Source organism: Cryobacterium sp. Y29 (genome assembly GCF_002929825.1).
Lineage (GTDB): Bacteria > Actinomycetota > Actinomycetes > Actinomycetales > Microbacteriaceae > Cryobacterium.
Map to the genome: position 1 here is coordinate 32,717 of NZ_PJJN01000032.1, position 19,248 is coordinate 51,964.

General features: G+C 63.4%; 17 protein-coding genes. 2 read left to right on the forward strand and 15 right to left on the reverse strand.

Translation table 11 applies throughout. The annotated features are described in order from the left end of the window. Nucleotides 1–6: 6 nt before the first annotated feature. Nucleotides 7–1,107, reverse strand: coding sequence for a histidinol-phosphate transaminase (locus CXY74_RS08140; RefSeq protein WP_104199985.1), 1,101 nt, complete (start codon nt 1,105–1,107; stop codon nt 7–9). A 31-nt stretch (nt 1,108–1,138) separates the two neighbouring features. After that, nucleotides 1,139–1,564, reverse strand: coding sequence for a LysM peptidoglycan-binding domain-containing protein (locus CXY74_RS08145; protein WP_104199986.1), 426 nt, complete (start codon nt 1,562–1,564; stop codon nt 1,139–1,141). 290 nt (nt 1,565–1,854) lie between these two features. On the opposite strand from CXY74_RS08145, the gene lexA reads away from it, so the two are divergent. Next, entirely contained in the window at nt 1,855–2,559 is a 705-nt protein-coding gene (gene lexA / locus CXY74_RS08150; protein ID WP_092341044.1) for a transcriptional repressor LexA, read from the forward strand. Nucleotides 2,560–2,629: 70 nt separating this feature from the next. On the opposite strand, the gene metE is transcribed toward lexA, so the two are convergent. The 3 genes from metE to hflX form a co-directional block, all read right to left on the reverse strand. Further along, a complete protein-coding gene (gene metE, locus CXY74_RS08155; RefSeq protein WP_104199987.1) occupies nt 2,630–4,972 on the reverse strand; it encodes a 5-methyltetrahydropteroyltriglutamate--homocysteine S-methyltransferase in 2,343 nt (780 codons plus the stop codon). An 89-nt stretch (nt 4,973–5,061) separates the two neighbouring features. Continuing rightward, nucleotides 5,062–6,027 carry a methylenetetrahydrofolate reductase gene (locus CXY74_RS08160; protein WP_199183172.1) on the reverse strand — a complete coding sequence of 322 codons (966 nt, stop codon included), beginning with the start codon at nt 6,025–6,027 and terminating at the stop codon, nt 5,062–5,064. Between the two features lie 220 nt (nt 6,028–6,247). Further along, entirely contained in the window at nt 6,248–7,825 is a 1,578-nt protein-coding gene (gene hflX, locus CXY74_RS08165; protein WP_104199988.1) for a GTPase HflX, read from the reverse strand. A 39-nt stretch (nt 7,826–7,864) separates the two neighbouring features. On the opposite strand from hflX, the gene CXY74_RS08170 reads away from it, so the two are divergent. After that, nucleotides 7,865–8,473, forward strand: coding sequence for a class I SAM-dependent methyltransferase (locus CXY74_RS08170; RefSeq protein ID WP_104199989.1), 609 nt, complete (start codon nt 7,865–7,867; stop codon nt 8,471–8,473). Here CXY74_RS08170 and dapF read toward each other — a convergent pair. From dapF to CXY74_RS08220, 10 genes are all read right to left on the reverse strand, one after another. Continuing rightward, nucleotides 8,470–9,345, reverse strand: coding sequence for a diaminopimelate epimerase (dapF, locus tag CXY74_RS08175; protein WP_104197147.1), 876 nt, complete (start codon nt 9,343–9,345; stop codon nt 8,470–8,472). The genes CXY74_RS08170 and dapF overlap by 4 nt on opposite strands. A 15-nt stretch (nt 9,346–9,360) precedes the next feature. After that, a complete protein-coding gene (gene miaA, locus CXY74_RS08180; protein ID WP_199183173.1) occupies nt 9,361–10,362 on the reverse strand; it encodes a tRNA (adenosine(37)-N6)-dimethylallyltransferase MiaA in 1,002 nt (333 codons plus the stop codon). 22 nt (nt 10,363–10,384) lie between these two features. Beyond that, nucleotides 10,385–11,992: a tRNA (N6-isopentenyl adenosine(37)-C2)-methylthiotransferase MiaB gene (miaB, locus tag CXY74_RS08185; RefSeq protein WP_104199990.1), complete on the reverse strand. Its 1,608-nt coding sequence runs from the start codon at nt 11,990–11,992 to the stop codon at nt 10,385–10,387. A gap of 73 nt (nt 11,993–12,065) precedes the next feature. Further along, nucleotides 12,066–12,860 (reverse strand): regulatory protein RecX, encoded by a 795-nt coding sequence (locus CXY74_RS08190; RefSeq protein WP_104199991.1) that lies wholly within the window; start codon nt 12,858–12,860, stop codon nt 12,066–12,068. Nucleotides 12,861–12,922: 62 nt separating this feature from the next. Beyond that, nucleotides 12,923–14,068, reverse strand: a complete 1,146-nt coding sequence (recA, locus tag CXY74_RS08195; protein ID WP_104199992.1) for a recombinase RecA — start codon at nt 14,066–14,068, stop codon at nt 12,923–12,925. A gap of 322 nt (nt 14,069–14,390) precedes the next feature. Then, on the reverse strand, nt 14,391–14,615 hold the full coding sequence (locus CXY74_RS08200) for a DUF3046 domain-containing protein (protein WP_104127241.1): 225 nt from the start codon (nt 14,613–14,615) through the stop codon (nt 14,391–14,393). 123 nt (nt 14,616–14,738) lie between these two features. After that, nucleotides 14,739–15,047: a helix-turn-helix domain-containing protein gene (locus CXY74_RS08205; protein ID WP_104127242.1), complete on the reverse strand. Its 309-nt coding sequence runs from the start codon at nt 15,045–15,047 to the stop codon at nt 14,739–14,741. Between the two features lie 158 nt (nt 15,048–15,205). Continuing rightward, a complete protein-coding gene (locus tag CXY74_RS08210) occupies nt 15,206–15,736 on the reverse strand; it encodes a CinA family protein (RefSeq protein ID WP_233193288.1) in 531 nt (176 codons plus the stop codon). Between the two features lie 13 nt (nt 15,737–15,749). Continuing rightward, nucleotides 15,750–16,343 carry a CDP-diacylglycerol--glycerol-3-phosphate 3-phosphatidyltransferase gene (gene pgsA / locus CXY74_RS08215; protein WP_104199993.1) on the reverse strand — a complete coding sequence of 198 codons (594 nt, stop codon included), beginning with the start codon at nt 16,341–16,343 and terminating at the stop codon, nt 15,750–15,752. A gap of 3 nt (nt 16,344–16,346) precedes the next feature. After that, on the reverse strand, nt 16,347–19,241 hold the full coding sequence (locus tag CXY74_RS08220; RefSeq protein ID WP_104199994.1) for a DNA translocase FtsK: 2,895 nt from the start codon (nt 19,239–19,241) through the stop codon (nt 16,347–16,349). Between the last annotated feature and the right edge of the window lie 7 nt (nt 19,242–19,248).

The window sequence follows — 19,248 nt, forward strand, 5'->3', positions numbered from 1 at the left end:
ATCGGTTCAACTGGGCGTGCCTGCCCGCCCCAGGCGGCCCAGTGCCTCGAGGAACTGAGACGTCTCGTTCTCGGTCCCGGCCGTCACCCGCAAATGGCCGGCAATACCCACGTCGCGAATGAGGATTCCCTCAGCGAGCAACGCCTCAAAGGTCTCTCGTGGGTCGGCCACTCCTCCAAACAGCACGAAGTTACTCCAGCTTCGGTGCGGGGAATAGCCCAGGCGGGCGAGCTCGACCACGAGCCGGTCACGCTGCCCCCGAATGTCGTCGACCATGGCGAGCATCTCGGCGCTGTGCGCCAGGGCGGCGTTCGCAGCGGCCTGGGTCAGGGCCGAGAGGTGGTACGGCAGACGGACCAGGCGCAGGGCATCCGTTACCGCCGGATCAGCAGCCAGGTAGCCGACCCGGGCACCGGCAAAGGCGAAGGCTTTGCTCATGGTTCGGGAGACGAGAAGCCGTTCCCGACCGGGCAGCAGGGTGACCGCACTCGGGGTGCCAGCGGGCGCAAATTCGGCGTAGGCCTCGTCAACGACAACGATGCCGTCGGTCGCGTCGTAGACGGCGGCGATGGTTTCAAGCGAGAGCGGGGTGCCGGTGGGGTTGTTCGGGGAGCAGAGAAAAACGATGTCGGGGTTGGTTCGGGTGACCTCACTCACGGCGGTGATCGGAGAGAGCTCGAAGTCGGCGTCACGCGCGCCCGGAATCCAGGTGGTGTCGGTACCGGAGGCGAGAATCGAGTACATCGAGTAAGTCGGGGCAAAGCCAAGGAGGGTGCGCCCCGGCCCGCCGAACGCCTGAAGCACCTGCTGGAGCACTTCGTTGGACCCATTCGCCGCCCAGATATTGTCGGCGGCGAGCCCCTCACCGAGGTAGAGGGCCAGCGCCTCGCGCAGCGCCGTGAACTCGCGGTCGGGATACCGATTCACCGAGTGGATGGCTTCGGCCAGGCTAGCGAGGATGTCGCGCGCCACCGTATCAGGAATGGGGTGCGTGTTCTCGTTGACGTTCAGGGCCACCGGAACGTGCAATTGCGGAGCACCGTATGGGGTGAGGCCTTGCAGATTGGTGCGGAGCGGGAGATCTTCGAGACTGGTCACCCTCTCCATGCTACGGCCCTGCGCGTCTGCCGATACGTTCTTAGGAGTCGGAGGGGATTTCCAGGCGCTGGCCCGGTTGCAGCGTTTCCACAGCTAGGGCATTGAGTCGTTTGATGTCGGCCACTACGTCGCGTGGGTCGGCCGCCGGCGAAATATCTTCGGCGAGGTCCCACAGGGTCTGGCCGGGTTCGACCGTGATGAACCGGGCGGAACCGACGTCGGTTGGCGAGTAGGTCAGGGTCGTGACAATTCCGGAGTCGGTCGTGTATGACATGAGGTCGGTGCCCGTGGCGGAGTCCGCCGCTCCGGCCGCACCCCCGTTGATGGCGAAAGACACGGCGCCGATCACCAGCGGTACGGCAGCGAGAGTTGTGAAAACCAAGCGACCGCGGCGGGTGAGACGAAGGCGCGGGACCGGCGTGAGGGCTGCCGATACGGGAACTGCCGATGCAAATGCTGTGGTCATGTCAAACCTCCAAGGTAGGCGCGTTGCGAGTCTCGTATCCGGACCTCGGCCGGGAGGTCCGGATACGAAACTATGTTCCGAATATAACTTCGAATAATCGAACATGCAAGCTTTTTCTCGGCTCAGCCCGAAATTGAGCGCAACACACTCGAATAAGTGTTTGTTTCACGGTATGGAACTGGATAAACTTTCGATAGGTCAGTTGCTGCATTGACACTCAACCAGACACCACCGACATTCCCGCATGACACGGTTCAGGCCAGGCGGGACCTACTCCAGGAGGGCACATCGTGACACAAGACACCAGTGGTACCCGCGACAAGGGCGGCACTCGGCGCCGCAAGAGTTTGAGCCAACGCCAGCTCGCTATTCTCGACGTGATCCAGCGCTCGGTGAGCTCGCGCGGTTACCCGCCAAGCATGCGGGAAATCGGCGACGCGGTCGGTCTCGCCTCCCTGTCGAGCGTGACCCACCAGCTCAATCAACTCGAACTCAGCGGTTACCTGCGCCGCGACCCGAATCGCCCCCGTGCCCTCGAAGTCCTCATCGAGATTCAGCGTGCCCCCGAAGACGTCGGTACCGGTGACCAGGACAGTTTTCACCCGGGCGTACAGGTCGGCGACGCTGCGATGGTACCCCTCGTTGGTCGCATCGCCGCGGGTATCCCGATCACGGCCGACCAGCAGATAGACGAGATCTTCCCGCTTCCCCGCCAGCTCGTGGGGCAGGGAGAGCTGTTCATGCTCAAGGTTGTGGGTGAGTCCATGATCGACGCCGCCATCTGCGACGGCGACTGGGTCGTTGTTCGTCAGCAGAAGACCGCAGAGAACGGCGAGATCGTCGCGGCCATGCTCGACAATGAGGCCACGGTCAAGGTCTTGCGAAAGCGCGATGGCCACACCTGGCTACTGCCACGCAACAGCAACTTCGAGCCGATTGTCGGTGACTTTGCCGACATCCTCGGCAAAGTCGTCGCGGTACTGCGCTCGGTCTGACCTGCGCGCTGATTGGTGTCGCACAAAAGGGCCCGACCACCAGCCGGTGGTCGGGCCCTTTTTCACCGCGTCAGGCGATCACGTCGGCACTGAGGCGTTCGCGCACCACCCGCGTGGCGGCGAGCATGTTCTGCAGCGACTGCACGGTTTCGTCGTAGCCACGAGTCTTGAGGCCGCAGTCCGGATTCACCCAGACCTGTCGTTCGGGAATCGATTCCAGAGCGGTATCGAGCAAGGACGTCAATTCGACTACGCTCGGCACCCGGGGTGAATGAATGTCATAGATTCCAGCGCCGATGCCGTGGTCAAACCCGCCAGCCTCGATCTCCCGCACGACCTCCATCCGGGAGCGGGCCGCTTCGATACTCGTGACGTCTGCGTCAAGGTTGCGGATGGCTTCGATGACAACGCCGAACTCCGAATAGCAGAGGTGGGTGTGAATCTGGGTCGCATCCGCTACACCGGCCGTGGCGAGCCGGAACGAGCCGACCGACCAGTCCAGGTAGTCCGGGTGGTCCTTTTTCTTCAGCGGCAGCAGTTCGCGCAGGGCCGGTTCGTCGACCTGAACGATCTTGATGCCCGCAGCCTCCAGATCGCCGATTTCATCGCGCAGGGCCAGGGCTACCTGGCGGGCGGTCTCGCCGAGCGGCTGGTCATCGCGTACAAAGGACCATGCCAAAATCGTGACCGGTCCGGTGAGCATGCCCTTGACCGGCTTCGCTGTAAGGCTCTGCGTGTACACCGACCAGTCCACCGTGATCGGTGCCGGGCGCGATACGTCGCCCCACAGAATGGACGGCCGCGTGCAGCGGCTGCCGTAGGACTGCACCCAGCCGTTCTCGGTCACGGCAAACCCATCGAGGTTTTCGGCAAAGTACTGCACCATGTCGTTGCGTTCGGGTTCTCCGTGCACGAGCACGTCGAGCCCGATCTCCTCCTGCAGTGCCACCACCCGAGCGATCTCAGCGCGCATCAGGGACCGATACTCATCGGCGGCCAGGGTTCCGTTGAGAAACTGGGCCCGTGTTCGGCGTATGTCACCGGTCTGCGGAAACGATCCGATCGTGGTTGTCGGCAACGGCGGCAGCTGCAAGGCGGCATCCTGCGCGCTCAGTCGATCGGCGTAAGCGCCCCGGCTGAAGTCGGCGTCGGTGAGCGCCGCAGCGCGGAGGCGCACGGCGCCGTCGCGCACGCCAGGGGCGCTATGCCGCGCAGCCAGCGCCGCCTCGGCTTCAGCCAACGGCCCGGAGATCGCGGCCCGTCCATGGACAAGTCCCTGAGCGAGGGTAGCGACCTGCCCGACCTTCTGGTCGGCGAAGGCCAGCCAGCTCACCAATGTGCCCGGCAGCGACGTTTCATCGAGCACATCGTGCGGCACGTGCAGCAGGGAGGTCGAGGTGGAGACGGAAACGGAGTCCGATAGCGCCCGCACAGCCTCAGCCACTTCGATGGCCCCGGTCAGGTCGCCGCGCCAGATGTTGTGGCCGTCAATCACCCCGGCGACGAGGGTCTTGCCAGCCAGCCCCGGTACCGCCAGCGGCAGAGTTCCCCGCACCAGGTCGAGGCCGATTGCTTCAACGGCTGTGGCGGCGAGAACCGGGAGGGCATCATCGAGGCTGCCGTAGGGCGCCGCAACGAACAGCGCCGGCCGGCCGGTCAACCCACCCAACACCCCGTAAGCGGATGCGACGGCCGCCAGTGTCTCGGCGCGCGGCACGTCGATGGATTCACTGACCAGGCCCGGCTCGTCGAGCTGCACCCAATCGGCGCCGGCATCCGCTAACCGCGTCAGGAGCGCCGCGTAAACGGGAAGAAGATCATCGAGCCGGGACAGAGGTGAGAATCCGGCCGGAGCTTCATCGCTGGCCTTGCTGAGCAACAGAAACGTGACCGGCCCGACGAGCACCGGACGCGTGAGGAACCCGGCGGCTTTGGCTTCGACGAATTCACGCACGATCCGGTCACCGGCCAGCGAGAACACCGTCTCCGGGCCGATCTCGGGCACGAGGTAATGGTAATTGGAGTCGAACCACTTGGTCATTTCGAGGGGTAGGTTCTCGCCCTCGCCCCGTGCCAGGGTGAAGTAGCCGGCCAAGTCGAGGGTTCCGTCTGCGGCGACGAGTGAGGCAAACCGGCAGGGGATCGCGCCAACGGCGACGATGGTATCGAGCACCTGGTCGTAGTATGAAAACGACTCGGGGATCGACGAGTCGGTGCGGCCCAGACCGAGATCGACGAGCCTGTCGCGGGTCTGCTGCCGCAGCCCGGCGGCGACAGCTTCGAGGGCTGCGGCATCGATCGCTTTGGACCAGAATGCTTCGACGGCTTTCTTCAGCTCCCGTCGCCTTCCGATGCGGGGGTAACCGAGGATGGTGCCGGGGGGAAAGGTGTTGGATGCGGGCGCGCTGGACATGGTGATTCCTTCACTGAGCGATTGTGGCTGGAATGGTCGAAGAGAACGAGCGTGGTGGGTGGGCCTGCGCGCTGGAACGGGCGCAAGGCCTAGGGCATGGCTGCGGGCACCGTACGCGCCCCACACCCCTCGAGTATCGACAGCACGGTGTCGTGCTGGTTGAAGGCATAGAGGTGCAAGCCGGGGGCACCGCCGGCGAGAACGTCCTGACCGAGTCGTACGGCGTAGTCGATGCCGATCTGGCGCTGTCCTTCCTCGGTCGGTTCGACCTCGAGTTCGATGGACAGTTCGGCCGGCAATTTCTCGCCGGAGAGCTGCAGGATGCGACGCAACCGGTTCGGGCTGGTCACCGGCATGATGCCGGGAAGAATGGGAAATAACACTCCGGCAGAACGAGCTCGTTGGATGAAGCTCAGATAGTCGTCGGCGTGAAAGAACAGCTGGGTGATCGCTAAGTTGGCCCCGGCGGCCTGCTTGGCCAACAGTGTGTCGATATCCTGGGTAATCGACCGCGAGTTGGGGTGGCCGTTGGGGAAAGCCGCGACGCCGATACGCACCTTGCTGCGTTCGGTTTTCAGACCACGGGCACCGGGAAGACCGGGAATCACCGTCTCGGTGTACGGCACACGTTCGGTCTGCACGCGGTGGATGAGCTGCACCAGCTCCCCGGCGCTGTGGAGGTCGCCGAGAAATGTGGTGTCGCCTTCAACCGCGCCCTGCGGTGCGTCTCCGCGAATCGCGAGGAAGCTGTCGATGCCAGCGTCGAGGAACTCCCGAATGAGCCGACTGGCGTCTGCGTGCGAGGAGCCGACGCAGGTGAGGTGGGCCATGGCGTCCACTGACGTGTTGTCCTTGATGTAGCGCAGAACGTCGAGCGAGGAGTTGCGCGAGGAACCGTTGGCACCATAGGTGACCGAGATGAACTCCGGACCGGCGGCGGCGAGATGATCGATAGTGCGGGTGAGAGCGGATGCTGCGGCCACCGATTTCGGTGGGTACACCTCGAACGAGAACGCCGGGCGGGCGTTACACGCGGAAATCCCTGTCGCGGTCATGGTTCCTCATTCGTCAGAAGCGGTACAGCGGTGGTGGCCAGGCGGCCGCGGACGCGCCAAAACTGGCGGTTCTTCGCGGGCGGATGCCGGGCTCGGCTGTCGCTCCATGCCGGGGAACGAATTCCGTCGGCAACGATTGATTAGACACTAACAACACCACCGCCGCCGCGCTTGAATGTGACAGTTCGTGTCATGGCGGCTCGCGGCGGACTGTCGACCGCTAGGCGGAAATCCCGGGCATGATGACATATGGAGCGAAGGATGCTTCGATCTCCGCAGTGACGAAGGCCGTGACATGGGTGCCGGTCTCCACATATTCGGTCGTCTCAATCCGCCCCAGATCGTGCAAAACTGCAATGAGATCGCCGCGGTCGTAGGGAATGAGCAGGTCGAGTTCAATCTGCGGCGTCGGCAGCAGGAGCGCTACGGCGGCGAGTACGGTCTCGATGCCCTCACCGGTGCGGGCCGACACGAACGTTGCTTTCGGCTCGAGGCCGCGCAGAACGAGTCGGTCATCGTCACTGATCAGGTCACTCTTGTTGAAGACGACCAATTCGGGAATGTCGCGGGCACCGACCTCGGAGATGACGTCGCGCACGGTGGCGAGCTGGGCGACCGGGTCGGGGTGCGAGCCGTCAACGACGTGCACGATGACGTCGGCGTCGGCGACTTCTTCAAGGGTTGAGCGAAATGCTTCGACGAGTTGGTGCGGGAGGTTGCGCACAAAGCCGACTGTGTCGGTGAGGGTATAGAGGCGTCCGTCGAGGGTCGTCGACTTACGCACGGTGGCGTCGAGGGTCGCGAACAGGGAGTTTTCAACGAGTACTCCGGCCTTGGTGATCCGGTTGAGCAGGCTGGACTTGCCGGCGTTGGTGTAGCCGACGATGGCGACGGAGGGAACAGCGTTGCGCTTGCGGTTGGCGCGTTTGGCTTCCCGGGCCGGCTTCATCTCGACCATCTGCTTGCGCAGTTTGGACATGCGGGTGTGGATACGGCGACGGTCGAGTTCGATCTTGGTTTCACCGGGGCCACGCGACCCCATTCCGGCTCCGGCGCCACCGACCTGGCCGCCGGCCTGGCGGGACATCGAGTCACCCCAACCACGCAGGCGGGGCAGCATGTAGGCCATCTGGGCGAGTTCCACCTGCGCCTTGCCTTCGCGACTCTTGGCATGCTGGCTGAAAATGTCGAGAATCACGGCTGTACGGTCGATGACCTTGACCTTGACGACGTCTTCGAGGGCACGCCGTTGGCTGGGCGCGAGTTCGGTGTCGGCGATAACCGTATCGGCGCCGAGCGCCTTCACAATGTCGGCGACTTCCTGGGCCTTGCCCTTACCGAGGTAGGTGCTCGGATCGGGGGTGGCGCGGCGCTGGAGTAAGCCGTCGAGCACGGTCGCCCCGGCGGTTTCTGCGAGGGCGGCCAGTTCGCGCATGGAGTTTTCTGCGTCGTCGACGGTGCCGTGTGTGTAGACGCCCACCAGCACAACGTTTTCCAGGCGGATCTGGCGGTATTCGACCTCGGTGACGTCTTCGAGCTCGGTGGACAGTCCCCCGACTCGGCGCAGGGCGTTGCGGTCGGCACGTTCGGACTGGTCACCGTCGTGGTCACTGCCGTCGTATGCGCCGGAGGACTGCGCTTGGAGGGCCTGGGCTGACCCACTCCGGAACAGTGAGTAACCGCTAGCTTTGCTGTCAGCGCTCGCTAACACTCGCGCCACAACATCGTTTGGGTCGAGAGATTCTGCGCTTGGGTTTTCTACCGTGTCGTTGCCCGAGGGCGCCGTTGGATCATTCATCCCATTAACCTTAGTTGAACGAAGTTGAAAGGTTCTCTTATGTCGTCCGACCACTATTTTTCCCCGGCGCCTGGCACCGTATTGAAAACTCGCCAGATCACCGTGCACATACACGGGCAGGATCGGCTCCTGACGACGGCCAACTCGGTGTTCAGCCCGGCCCATATCGACACCGGCACCGAGGTTTTACTCAAGTACGCCCCCGAGCCACCACTGACCGGCCACTTTCTCGATCTCGGCTGCGGCTGGGGGCCCATCGCGCTGCACCTTGCCCTCGCCTCCCCCGACGCAACTATCTGGGCCGTTGACGTCAACGAGCGTGCTCTCGACCTCGTGCGCACCAACGCGGCCGCCCTCGGCCTGACCAACATCAGGCCCGTGCTCGCCGCCGACGTACCGATAGACATATCGTTTCGCACGATCTGGTCGAACCCGCCCATTCGCGTCGGCAAGGACGAACTGCACGGGCTCATGCTGACCTGGCTGCCTCGTCTCGAACCGAAAGCGGATGCCTGGCTCGTCATCCAGCGCAACCTCGGTTCAGACTCCCTCCAGCGTTGGCTCGCAGCAGAACTGCCGTCGCACTTCGATACCACCCGCGAGGCCATCAGCAAGGGCTTTCGAGTGCTTCAGGTGCACCGCGACTAACCCAGGTTCAAGACCCCGTCGAAGACAAGCTCCGCTGGCCCGGACAGCGACACATGCTCTCCGTCTTCCGCCGGAAACATCCGCACCCCGAGTACCCCACCGGGTACCTCCACTCGCCACTGGTGCGGCGCCGACTTACCGGCCCAGTGCCGAGTGGCCAAAGCGGCCGCCACTGCACCGGTGCCGCAGGACAGCGTCTCGCCGCTGCCGCGTTCATGCACCCGCATGCGAAACCGGCCGACGCCGTTAACGACCAGCGGGTCGTTCGGCACCACGAATTCGATGTTCACCCCACCAGCAGGTTCGGGATCCAGCTGGGGAATAAAGGTGAGATCGGCGGCATCGAGTTCGTCATCGTCGGCGAGAGCGACAACCGTGTGGGGGTTGCCGACGTTGATGCCAAGCCCCGGACGCGCTACCGGCAAGTTTTTGGTGCGCACGAGCGCTTCGGTCCCGTCGAGCTTCCACCGTCCGAGGTCGACCTGAAAACCGGACGCGTTGCGCTGCACGTCGCGCACACCGCCGCGGGTGCCGATGGTGAGGGTGTCGCCGGGGTGCAGCTCGGCAAGGTTGTTCTCAATGAGGAATTTGGCATAGACCCGAATGCCATTGCCGCACATTTCCGAGACGGTCCCGTCCGCGTTCCAGTAATCCATGAACCACTCGGCAGCGTCGTCCTCGGCGAGGGCGGCCGCGCCGTCTGGCAGATTCTTACTGCGCACCGCGCGGATCACGCCGTCGGCGCCAACGCCGAACTTGCGGTCGCACACGGCGCGAATCTGCGCCGGGGTCAGCTCCGACGTGCCGTCGGGATCGGCGAACAGCACAAAGTCGTTGCCCGTGCCCTGGCCCTTGGTGAAGTTCAAAGTCATGCCCATGCTGTTAGTTTACGGGGCGGCCGCTGGGTGCATTCCCGAACCGGCGCACGCTGTCGCTGGTGAGGGCGAGCTGGGTGCACTACCCCGATCGACGTGCGCGAGCGCGTCGTCGATCCGGTTAGACGAATCAGACTCCATCCAATGGGTGTGCGCATAGCGTTTGAACCAGCTCACCTGCCGGCGAGCGTAACGGCGGGTCAGCTGTTGGGTAGCTTCGATCGCGTCGTCTTGACTGAGCGTGCCGTGCACCTGGCCGAGGGCCTGGGCATAGCCGATCGCACGGCTCGCCGTGACGCCTCTTTCGATGCCGACCGAGAGCAGGCCGCGAGCTTCATCGACGATGCCGCTTCTCCACATCTGCTGTACCCGGGCATCGAGCCGAGGAGTGAGCTGCTCGCGCGGGGTGCGCAGTCCGATCAGCACGCTGGGCTGCCAGTACACCGGCTCCGCGGGCAGGGCGGCCACGTGCGGTGCGCCGGTCAGTTCGACGATCTCCAAAGCGCGCACCAGACGGCGTCCGTTGCTCGGGCCGATCCGCGAAGCGGCCTGCGAGTCCACGGCCTGCAGGCGGGTATACATCAGGCCCGGTCCGCCCGCCAGTAGTTCGGCTTCGAGCTGGGCCCGCAACACCGGATCGGTACCGGGAAACTGAAAGTCAAAGACGACCGCGGAAACGTAGAGGCCGGAGCCGCCGACCAGGATCGGTACCGCCCCGCGCGCGACGATTTCGTTGATGGCCGTGCGGGCATCCGTTTGGTAGTTGCTGACGGTAGCCTCATCGGTCACGTCGAGCACGTCGAGCAGGTGGTGCGGAATACCGCGACGCTCGGAACGCGATAATTTGGCGGTACCGATGTCCATTCCGCGATACAGCTGCATGGCATCGGCATTGACGATTTCGGCCGACTGGCCGCGTTCAACCAACCGTTCAGCCAGGGCGAGGGACAACTCAGACTTGCCGGTACCGGTCGAGCCGATGATTGCGATCAATACGGCTGGTTCAGCTGTCACCGCTGGTGCAGGCGACAAACTTCTATCGCTCGTCGTCGTTCACGTTGTAGATGGGAATCGTGGTGGAGCCGCTCTCAAGTCGGAGTCCGATGGTCGGCAGGCCCAGAGAAACCGGTCCGGCACCGCCGGTGCCACCACCACCATGGCTGGGCAATCCGCAGGATTGCGCTTCCAGGCGGTCCCAGGCATCGCCAGCCCGGGTCGAGCGGATGCGCAGCGGCGCACCGTCGGTCGAGTCGGCGATGAGGTGGAATGGCGCTGCCTGGGTCACGGTGACGGTCACCATGTCGCCGGGACGAGGGCGGGCCGAACCCGCTGGTACATCAAAGTGCACGAGGCGGCTATCGGGGGCACGCCCGCTCAGACGATGGGTATCACTGTCTTTTCGTCCGCTGTTAGCGACGAGCAGTTCCACCTCGCGGCCGATCAACGTTTGGTTCTCTTCGAGGGAGATGCGTTCCTGCAGAGCCGCGAGGCGCTCGTAGCGGTCCTGAACGACGGCTTTGGGAACCTGGTCGGGCATGGTCGCAGCCGGGGTTCCCGGACGAATCGAGTACTGAAAAGTGAACGCCGTGGCGAACCGAGCCAGCTCGACGACCCGCAGGGTCTCCTGAAAGTCTTCTTCGGTTTCGCCGGGGAAGCCAACGATGATGTCGGTGCTGATGGCGGCATTCGGCATCTGGGCGCGCACCCGATCGAGGATCCCAAGGAACTTCGCTCCGCGGTAGGAGCGCCGCATCGATTTGAGGATGCGATCAGATCCCGACTGCAGCGGCATATGCAGCTGCGGCATGACGGCGGGCGTTTCAGCCATGGCGTCGATGACGTCGTCCGTGAACGCGGCGGGGTGCGGGCTGGTAAAGCGGATGCGCTCCAGCCCCTCGATTTTACCGGCCGCGCGCAGTAGTTTGCCGAAAGCAAGACGGTCACCGAACTCAACCCCGTAGGAGTTGACGTTCTGCCCCAGAAGGGTGACCTCGATAGCGCCGTCGTCGACGAGCGACTGAATTTCGGCGAGAATCTCACCCGGACGGCGGTCTTTCTCCTTGCCGCGCAGGGCCGGAACGATGCAAAACGTGCAGGTATTGTTGCAGCCGACCGAAATGGATACCCAACCGCTATAGCTGGAGTCGCGTTTTGTGGGCAGGGTCGAGGGGAAGGTCTCGAGGGACTCCAGAATTTCGAGCTGGGCCTCGCCGTTGTGGCGCGCTCGCTCGAGCAGGCTGGGTAGGGAACCCATGTTGTGGGTGCCAAAGACAACGTCGACCCACGGTGCCTTCTCAAGGATGGTGGTCTTGTCTTTTTGGGCGAGACAACCGCCAACGGCGATCTGCATGCCAGCGTGCTTGCGCTTGACCGAGGCGAGGTAGCCCAGGTTGCCATAGAGCTTATTGTCGGCGTTCTCACGCACCGCGCACGTGTTGATCACGACGATGTCAGCTTCGCCACCGTTGGCGGAGACGTAGCCGGCCGCCTCGAGCGAGCCGCTGAGCCGTTCGGAGTCGTGCACGTTCATCTGGCAGCCGAAGGTGCGCACCTCGTAGGTGCGGGCCTGCCCTGAATCGTCGATCGCGGCTGCCGAGGGGGCGATCACGGTGCGGCGGGCTAGTTCGGGGGCGACAATACTCATAGTGACAGTAGTTTACGCGAGCAATTCGGTGTGTGAACCGTGTGCCGGATGGAGTTCTGCATTTGTGACAGTGTCAACGGAACCGTACACGGGAAGCGGCACCGCCGCCGCGGCTATCCATGGCGGCCTTGACCGCGAGACGTACCGCTGACGAGCTGTAGCCCTTACGCATGAGAAAGCCGGTAAGTCTGCGATCGATAGTCTGGTCGTCGAAGCGTTCCATCTGACCGATGCGCTTGGTGGCGAGCTCGATGGCCCGCTCTGCTTCGTCATCGGGGAGTTCTGCGAGCTTGTCCATCATGACGCTCGGGTCAAGCTTGCGCCGCCGCATTTCAGCCTCGACGCCGGTACGTCCAAGACCCTTGCGCACGTTATGGCTGTGGATGATCTGATCGGCGAGTTTGGTCTCGTCGAGGTAGTTCAACTCGATGAACTTCGCGATGATCTCACTCGCTTCGCCCGAGTCGACACCGGTGGCATTCAGCACCAGCAGTGCCTCGACCGTCGACAGCGAGCGGCCTCGCAGTCGGTGCAACAGCACTTTTTCGGCACGTTCGCGCTGGTCGAGTGCATCGGCCGAGGCGAAAGCGTCGTCATCATCGGCGCCTGGCTCTATATCGGCCGTGACAGCGGCAGCCGCGGTGTCAGTCTCAGGTTTGCCGGCAGCTCCCGCTGCCGTTGCCGCTGTAAACCTGTCGACCTCGGCCGAATCGTCCAATTCGGTCCCGACCGAATCGACCTCGGCCAGACCGGCCTCGAGGGGTGAGCGACGTTTCATTCCCGGGGCCGCACCGTGCAGGTAGGTCACGGGAGCCAATCCGGCGTCTGTGCGTTCTGCTGCGTCATCCTGCGGTTCGAAGCGAACCATACCCGTGACCTGCCTTTCGGTGTTCGTTTAGTGCGGTGCCTTGCTCGTGCTATGTCGCCGGGTTATGCGATCTTGCGAGCGGGCGGGGCCTTGGTGGCGACCGGGCCACCGGCGAGCAGAGCCGCGGCATCCGCTTCGGCCTTGGCCTTGGTTTCGGCCTCCAGCACGATCGCGGCTGCGGCCTTTTCGGCGGCCTTGGCTGCGATTCCTTCGGGGCCGATACCAAGCTTGATCAGGATCTTGCGTTCGATTTCGTTGGCCATATCGGGGTTCTTGAGGAGAAAGTTGCGCGAGTTCTCTTTGCCCTGGCCGAGTTGGTCGCCGTCGTAGGTGTACCAGGCGCCGGACTTTTTGACGATGCCCTGGTCAACACCAAAGTCGATCAGACTGCCCTCGCGGGAAATACCGACGCCGTAGATGATGTCGAACTCGGCCTGTTTGAAGGGCGGTGCCATCTTGTTTTTGACGACCTTCACCCTGGTGCGGTTACCGATGGCGTCGGTGCCATCTTTCAGGGTTTCAATGCGCCGTATGTCGAGGCGCACCGAGGCGTAGAACTTGAGTGCCTTACCGCCCGAGGTTGTCTCGGGGCTGCCGAAGAACACACCGATCTTCTCACGCAACTGGTTGATGAAGATCATGGTCGTGTTGGTCTGGCTGAGGCCACCGGTGAGCTTGCGGAGAGCCTGCGACATAAGGCGGGCCTGCAGGCCCACGTGGGAGTCACCCATCTCGCCCTCAATCTCGGCGCGCGGCACGAGGGCAGCCACGGAGTCGACGACGATCAGGTCGATGGAACCGCTTCGCACGAGCATGTCGGCAATTTCCAGGGCCTGCTCACCGGTGTCGGGCTGGGACACGAGGAGGGCGTCGATATCGACGCCGAGCTTTTTGGCGTATTCCGGGTCGAGGGCGTGCTCGGCGTCGATGAAGGCGGCGATGCCACCGTTCTTCTGCGCGTTCGCGATGGCGTGCAGTGTGAGCGTGGTCTTGCCCGAAGACTCCGGGCCGTAGATTTCTACGATGCGCCCGCGCGGCAGTCCGCCGACGCCGAGTGCGACGTCCAGAGCGATCGACCCAGTAGAAATGGTCTCAACGGGGGCGCGATCGTCGCTGCCGAGACGCATGACCGAGCCCTTGCCGAACTGACGGTCGATTTGCGCGAGTGCGGTTTCGAGAGCTTTTTCGCGGTTAGCTTGTGATGCCATGGTCGTTATCTCCTTGGGGTCTGCACTGTCGCCGGCTGTGAACGGCGCTGCGGGTGTGCATAGTGGCGCCTATAGGCTGTCGGCGCACCCACCGCGAGAGCTCCGATGCGTGTTTTGACAAGGCAATTGCTGACGTTCTCTGACAGATTCGACTGTACGCCGCACCCCCGACACTGGCCGGGCGCACGATCAAACGGTGCAGAATTTGTCAAGGAGTCTGCTGTGGAGGAGTCTACCAATACCGAACAGATATTCGAGCATTGCCGCGAATCCTTTGCGGCGTGTCGAAGTGTCGCCCTAACGGAAGAAAGTCTCGACCGCGCTACGGGCGGGGAGCCGGGACGCCGGCGCCGTACCAGCGACTGCGGGGCACGTCGACCTCGGCGCACAGGGCCAGCCAGACATCGCGAGCGGGAACACCGGCCGTGAGGGCTTGATCGGCGGTTCGACCGCCGAGCGGGTTGAGCACGAGGTCGCGCGTGAGGACACGCCCATAGGCGTCGCCGAACTCTTCTTTCATCGCGGTACGAAATTCGCTCAGTCGCACAACACTCCTTCAGTCTGTCACTACCTGACAGTCGCTCCCGAAATGAAAACCACCGCCGATAGACAACATCGGCGGTGGTTTTGGTGATTTTTGTTATAAATCCTGCGGCAGTGCCGGTAGTGGCTACCGCACCATGAAGTCGGAATCGAACGTCTTGACGAACTCGTCCGGTACCGTGTCGGGGAACTGATCGATGCCCTCGATAACGGCGAGACGATCACCGACTTCACGCATGATGACCGAGATCGGGGTTTCCAGTGCGTCTGCGACAGAAGCAAGAATCTCCGAAGAGGCCTCTTTCTGTCCGCGTTCTACCTCGCTGAGGTAGCCGAGCGCGACGCTGGCTTTGCTTGCGACCTGACGCAGGGTACGCCCCTTTTGCAGGCGGAAGTCCCTGAGCACATCGCCGATTTCCTGACGAACAAGAATCATCGGAACCTCCTTCTTATGCCTAATCGTTTAAGGCTTATAACCATCGGATTGCGGTGCTGGATGTTTAGAATACTGTATCGATCTGATGTTTTGACACTACCGAGAATCACTGGGCTTTGCTTGTGAATGTCTTCGATGTAACCAGCCCGTAACAGTAACTATTCCGGGTCACCCTCCGCTATCAGCGCACGCACAGCATCAATCGCCTGACGGACGGTTTCGGCGCGAATCTCGGCCCGATCGCCGTTTAGATGCAGCGGCACGGACCAGGAACCGGTGCCTTTTGACAGGCCGATGAACACCGTTCCGGCTGGGTGTCCACCGTCGGGGCCCGGCCCGGCGACACCCGTCGTCGACACGCCGATATCGGCGCGCACGCCGTTTACCGCGAGCAGGGTACGCACGCCACTCGCCATCTGCTTTGCAACGTCGGCGTGCACTGGGCCGTGCACGTTGAGCACACTACTGTCGACCTGGAGCAGGTCGCGCTTCACTGCGCTGTCGTAAGCGACCACTCCTCCACGAACCACTTTGGATGCGCCGGGGATACGAACGAGTTCGGCCACGAGCAACCCTCCGGTGAGTGATTCGGCGACGGCGATCGTGAAATGACGGGCAGTGAGTTCCGCAATCAGCTCGGCCGTCGCATCCGCTGCCATCGAATCCGCTGCCATCGAATCCGCTGCCATCGAGTGCACCGCGTCAGGCAAGGTTATGCTTTCGCAGGCGCCAGGCGGAGATCAGGTAGTCAACGCCGGAGACCACGGTGAGTACCAGAGCGATGGTCATGGTGGCCGTGTTGACCCAGTGCACCCATTCGCCGAAGACCAGCCAGAACGGCAACAGCGCCAGCGAGATAGCCACGGACTGGGCAATGGTCTTGAGCTTGCCGCCGCGGCTGGCCGGAATGACCCGGTCGCGCAGCATGACGAACCGAAACACTGTGATGCCGATTTCGCGCACGAGGATGACGATGGTCACCCACCAGGGCAACTCACCGAGGATGGACAGGCAGACCAACGCTCCACCGGTGAGGATCTTGTCGGCGATCGGATCCAGAATCTTACCGAGGTCAGTCACCAGATTGTGTCGCCGGGCGATCATGCCGTCGATGCCGTCGGTGGCGATCGCGATGATGAACAACACGGCGGCGGCCCAGCGCAGAGCGTCATGGGCACTATTGTCGGCCAGCAGCATCCAGACGAAGACCGGAGCCAGCAGGATGCGCACGACCGTGATCAGGTTGGGAACGTTCCAGTTGCTGGGGCGGGAGACGGATTCGTGCGGTAATGCCATGGTTCAGTCCCTGCCGGTTAGTTTCCAGGCATCCTCGTCATCTTCGGCGCCGTCTACCTCAGGATACCCCTGTGACATTTTCTCTACCGGGTCGTCGGCATAGCGTGGGTCGGGCGCTGAGTCGGCACGGGATTGCCCGGACTCTGCCTTCAAAGCGTGCTGCTCGTCGTCGGAGCCGCGCAAACGGGCCAGAACGCTCGGCAACTGTTCAGCATTCACCAGCACGTCACGCGCCTTGGAGCCTTCGGATGGGCCGACAATTTCGCGGGATTCGAGCAGGTCCATCAGGCGGCCGGCCTTGGCGAAACCGACCCGCAGCTTGCGCTGCAGCATCGAGGTCGACCCGAACTGGGTCGAGACGACGAGTTCAGCCGCGGCCAGGAGCACCTCGAGGTCGTCACCGATATCAGAGTCGATTTCTTTGCGCGGGGCGACCATGGAGACATCGGGCCGGTAGTCCGGCCGAGCCTGCATGGTGACATGCCTGACGACCTTCTCGATCTCGTCTTCGGTGACCCAGGCGCCCTGCACACGCACGGCTTTGGAGGCGCCCATCGGCAGGAACAGCGCATCACCCTGGCCGATGAGTTTGTCGGCGCCGGGCTGGTCGAGAATGACCCGCGAGTCGGTGACGCTCGTGACGGCGAAGGCGAGCCGTGACGGCACGTTGGCCTTGATCAGCCCGGTGACCACGTCGACACTCGGCCGCTGAGTGGCGAGTACGAGGTGGATTCCGGACGCGCGGGCCAGTTGGGTGATACGCACGATGGAGTCTTCAACGTCGCGCGGGGCGACCATCATGAGGTCCGCCAACTCATCGACGACGACCAGCAGGTAGGGGTAGGGCTTGAGCTTTCGTTCGCTGCCGACCGGCAGCACGAGCTCGCCGTTGATGACGGCCTTGTTGAAGTCGTCGATGTGGCGAAAGCCAAAGCTCGCAAGGTCGTCGTAACGCATGTCCATCTCTTTCACGACCCATTGCAGCGCTTCCGCCGCTTTCTTCGGGTTCGTGATGATGGGGGTGATGAGGTGCGGCACGCCGGCATAGGCGGCGAGCTCGACCCGTTTCGGGTCGATGAGCACCATGCGCACGTCACTTGGCTTTGCGCGCATGAGCAGGCTCGTGATCATGGAGTTGACGAAGCTCGACTTGCCGGAGCCGGTCGAACCGGCCACGAGCAGGTGGGGCATCTTCGCGAGGTTGGCGATAACGAAACCGCCGCCGACGTCCTTACCGACACCGATGGTCATCGGGTGAGTGGCATTGGTGGCGGTGCTCGATCGCAATACGTCTCCGAGGGTCACGATCTCACGGTCGGTATTGGGAATCTCGATGCCGATGGCACTCTTGCCGGGAATAGGCGAAAGAATGCGCACCTCGTTCGAGGCGACCGCGTAGGAGAGGTTCTTGCTCAGCGCGGTCACCCGCTCGACCTTGACGCCGGGGCCGAGTTCGATCTCGTACTGGGTGACCGTCGGACCACGGGAGAATCCGGTGACCTTCGCATCGACCGAGAACTGGCGCAGCACCTCGGTGATCGACTTGACGACGTCATCGTTGGCGGCCGAGCGGGCCTTGGCCGGCGGGCCGGCGGTGAGAGTGGCTGCCGCAGGTACGAGATAGGGAATGGCCGGGTGGGGGTCGACGGAAGCGAGCGGCGGGAGGGCAGCGCCCTCGGCATCCACTGGCTGGCTCAATTCCGGGAAGACGTCGTCGAAGCCGGGAAGAACCTCAGTGTGCCCGGACGGATCGTCGGAGCGCAGGCCGGTGGGCGGCCCGGTGCCAAGGTCAACCTCGCCGGTGAACCGCTTGACGGCGAGCTCGGCCTTGCGCAGGTCTTCGAGCACCTCCGTGCCGTAATGGTCGCGTTCGGGCGGCGCGGTGTGGTCGGTGACCTCGGGTTCGATGGCGCTGTCAAAACCACCGCGCGCCTGGTTGCCGCCGAGCAGCACGCTGAGCGGGTCGGCCTCAACCGGACCAGGTTTGGATTCGGTCGATAAAGCGCTGCCGAAGTCGGGGTCTTCCTCGCGTTTGCTGTTGTTGCGGCGCCACCACGGCAGTGCGCCCTCGGACTCGTCGTCGTCGACGCCGTCGAGCTCAACCTGCGCGGTCTTGCCCGGCTTGCCCCCCTTGGCCGTCTTCTCGGCCGCTCGAACTTCGTCGTCGGTGAGTTCAGCACCGAACAGCCAGTCGTACAGCTCGCGGGTGCGCTGACCGACCCGGTTCGGCGGGGTTTTGGTGATGATGAACAAGCTCAGCAACAACAGCAGAATAACGACGATCGTGGCACCGATCGATGTGGTCAGCATGATCAGCGGGGCGGCAATCATCCAGCCGATAACACCGCCGGCCAGTGCGAGAGCGGGCATGCCGTCTTGTGGCTGTGGTTGCACGCCGAAAATGTGACACAGCCCGGAAATAGTCACGAGCAGCAGACTGAGCCCGATGCCGATACGGCCGTTATCGTGCACGGAACTGGGTTTGCGAAACAGCCAGACCGAAAACAGCAGCAGAATGACCGGCAGGGCGAAGGCTACCCGGCCGAAGAGGCCACCGAAGGTATACGCGTCGAGCTGCTGGGCGACGAAATCATTGATGAGGAACCATTCGACGATGGCGCCGGAGATGGCGAGCAGAACGAGAAAGAACGGCAGTCCGTCGCGGCGCTCGTCTTTCGCGAGCTTTTCGGGGCCGAGGGCACGGGCGGCTCCACCGGTGAGATGAGCGAGGCCCATCCAGGCACGTGCACCCACGCTCGGTTTCACGTCGGTGGCGATGAACTTGACGGTTTTTTGAGCGGCGGTACCGCCGGCTCTGCGGGGTGCCGGTTTGCGCGCCGGAGCGCCCTTCGCTGCCGGGGTGCGGGCACGCCCGTTCGACTTAGTGCTCGTAGCCATGAAATAA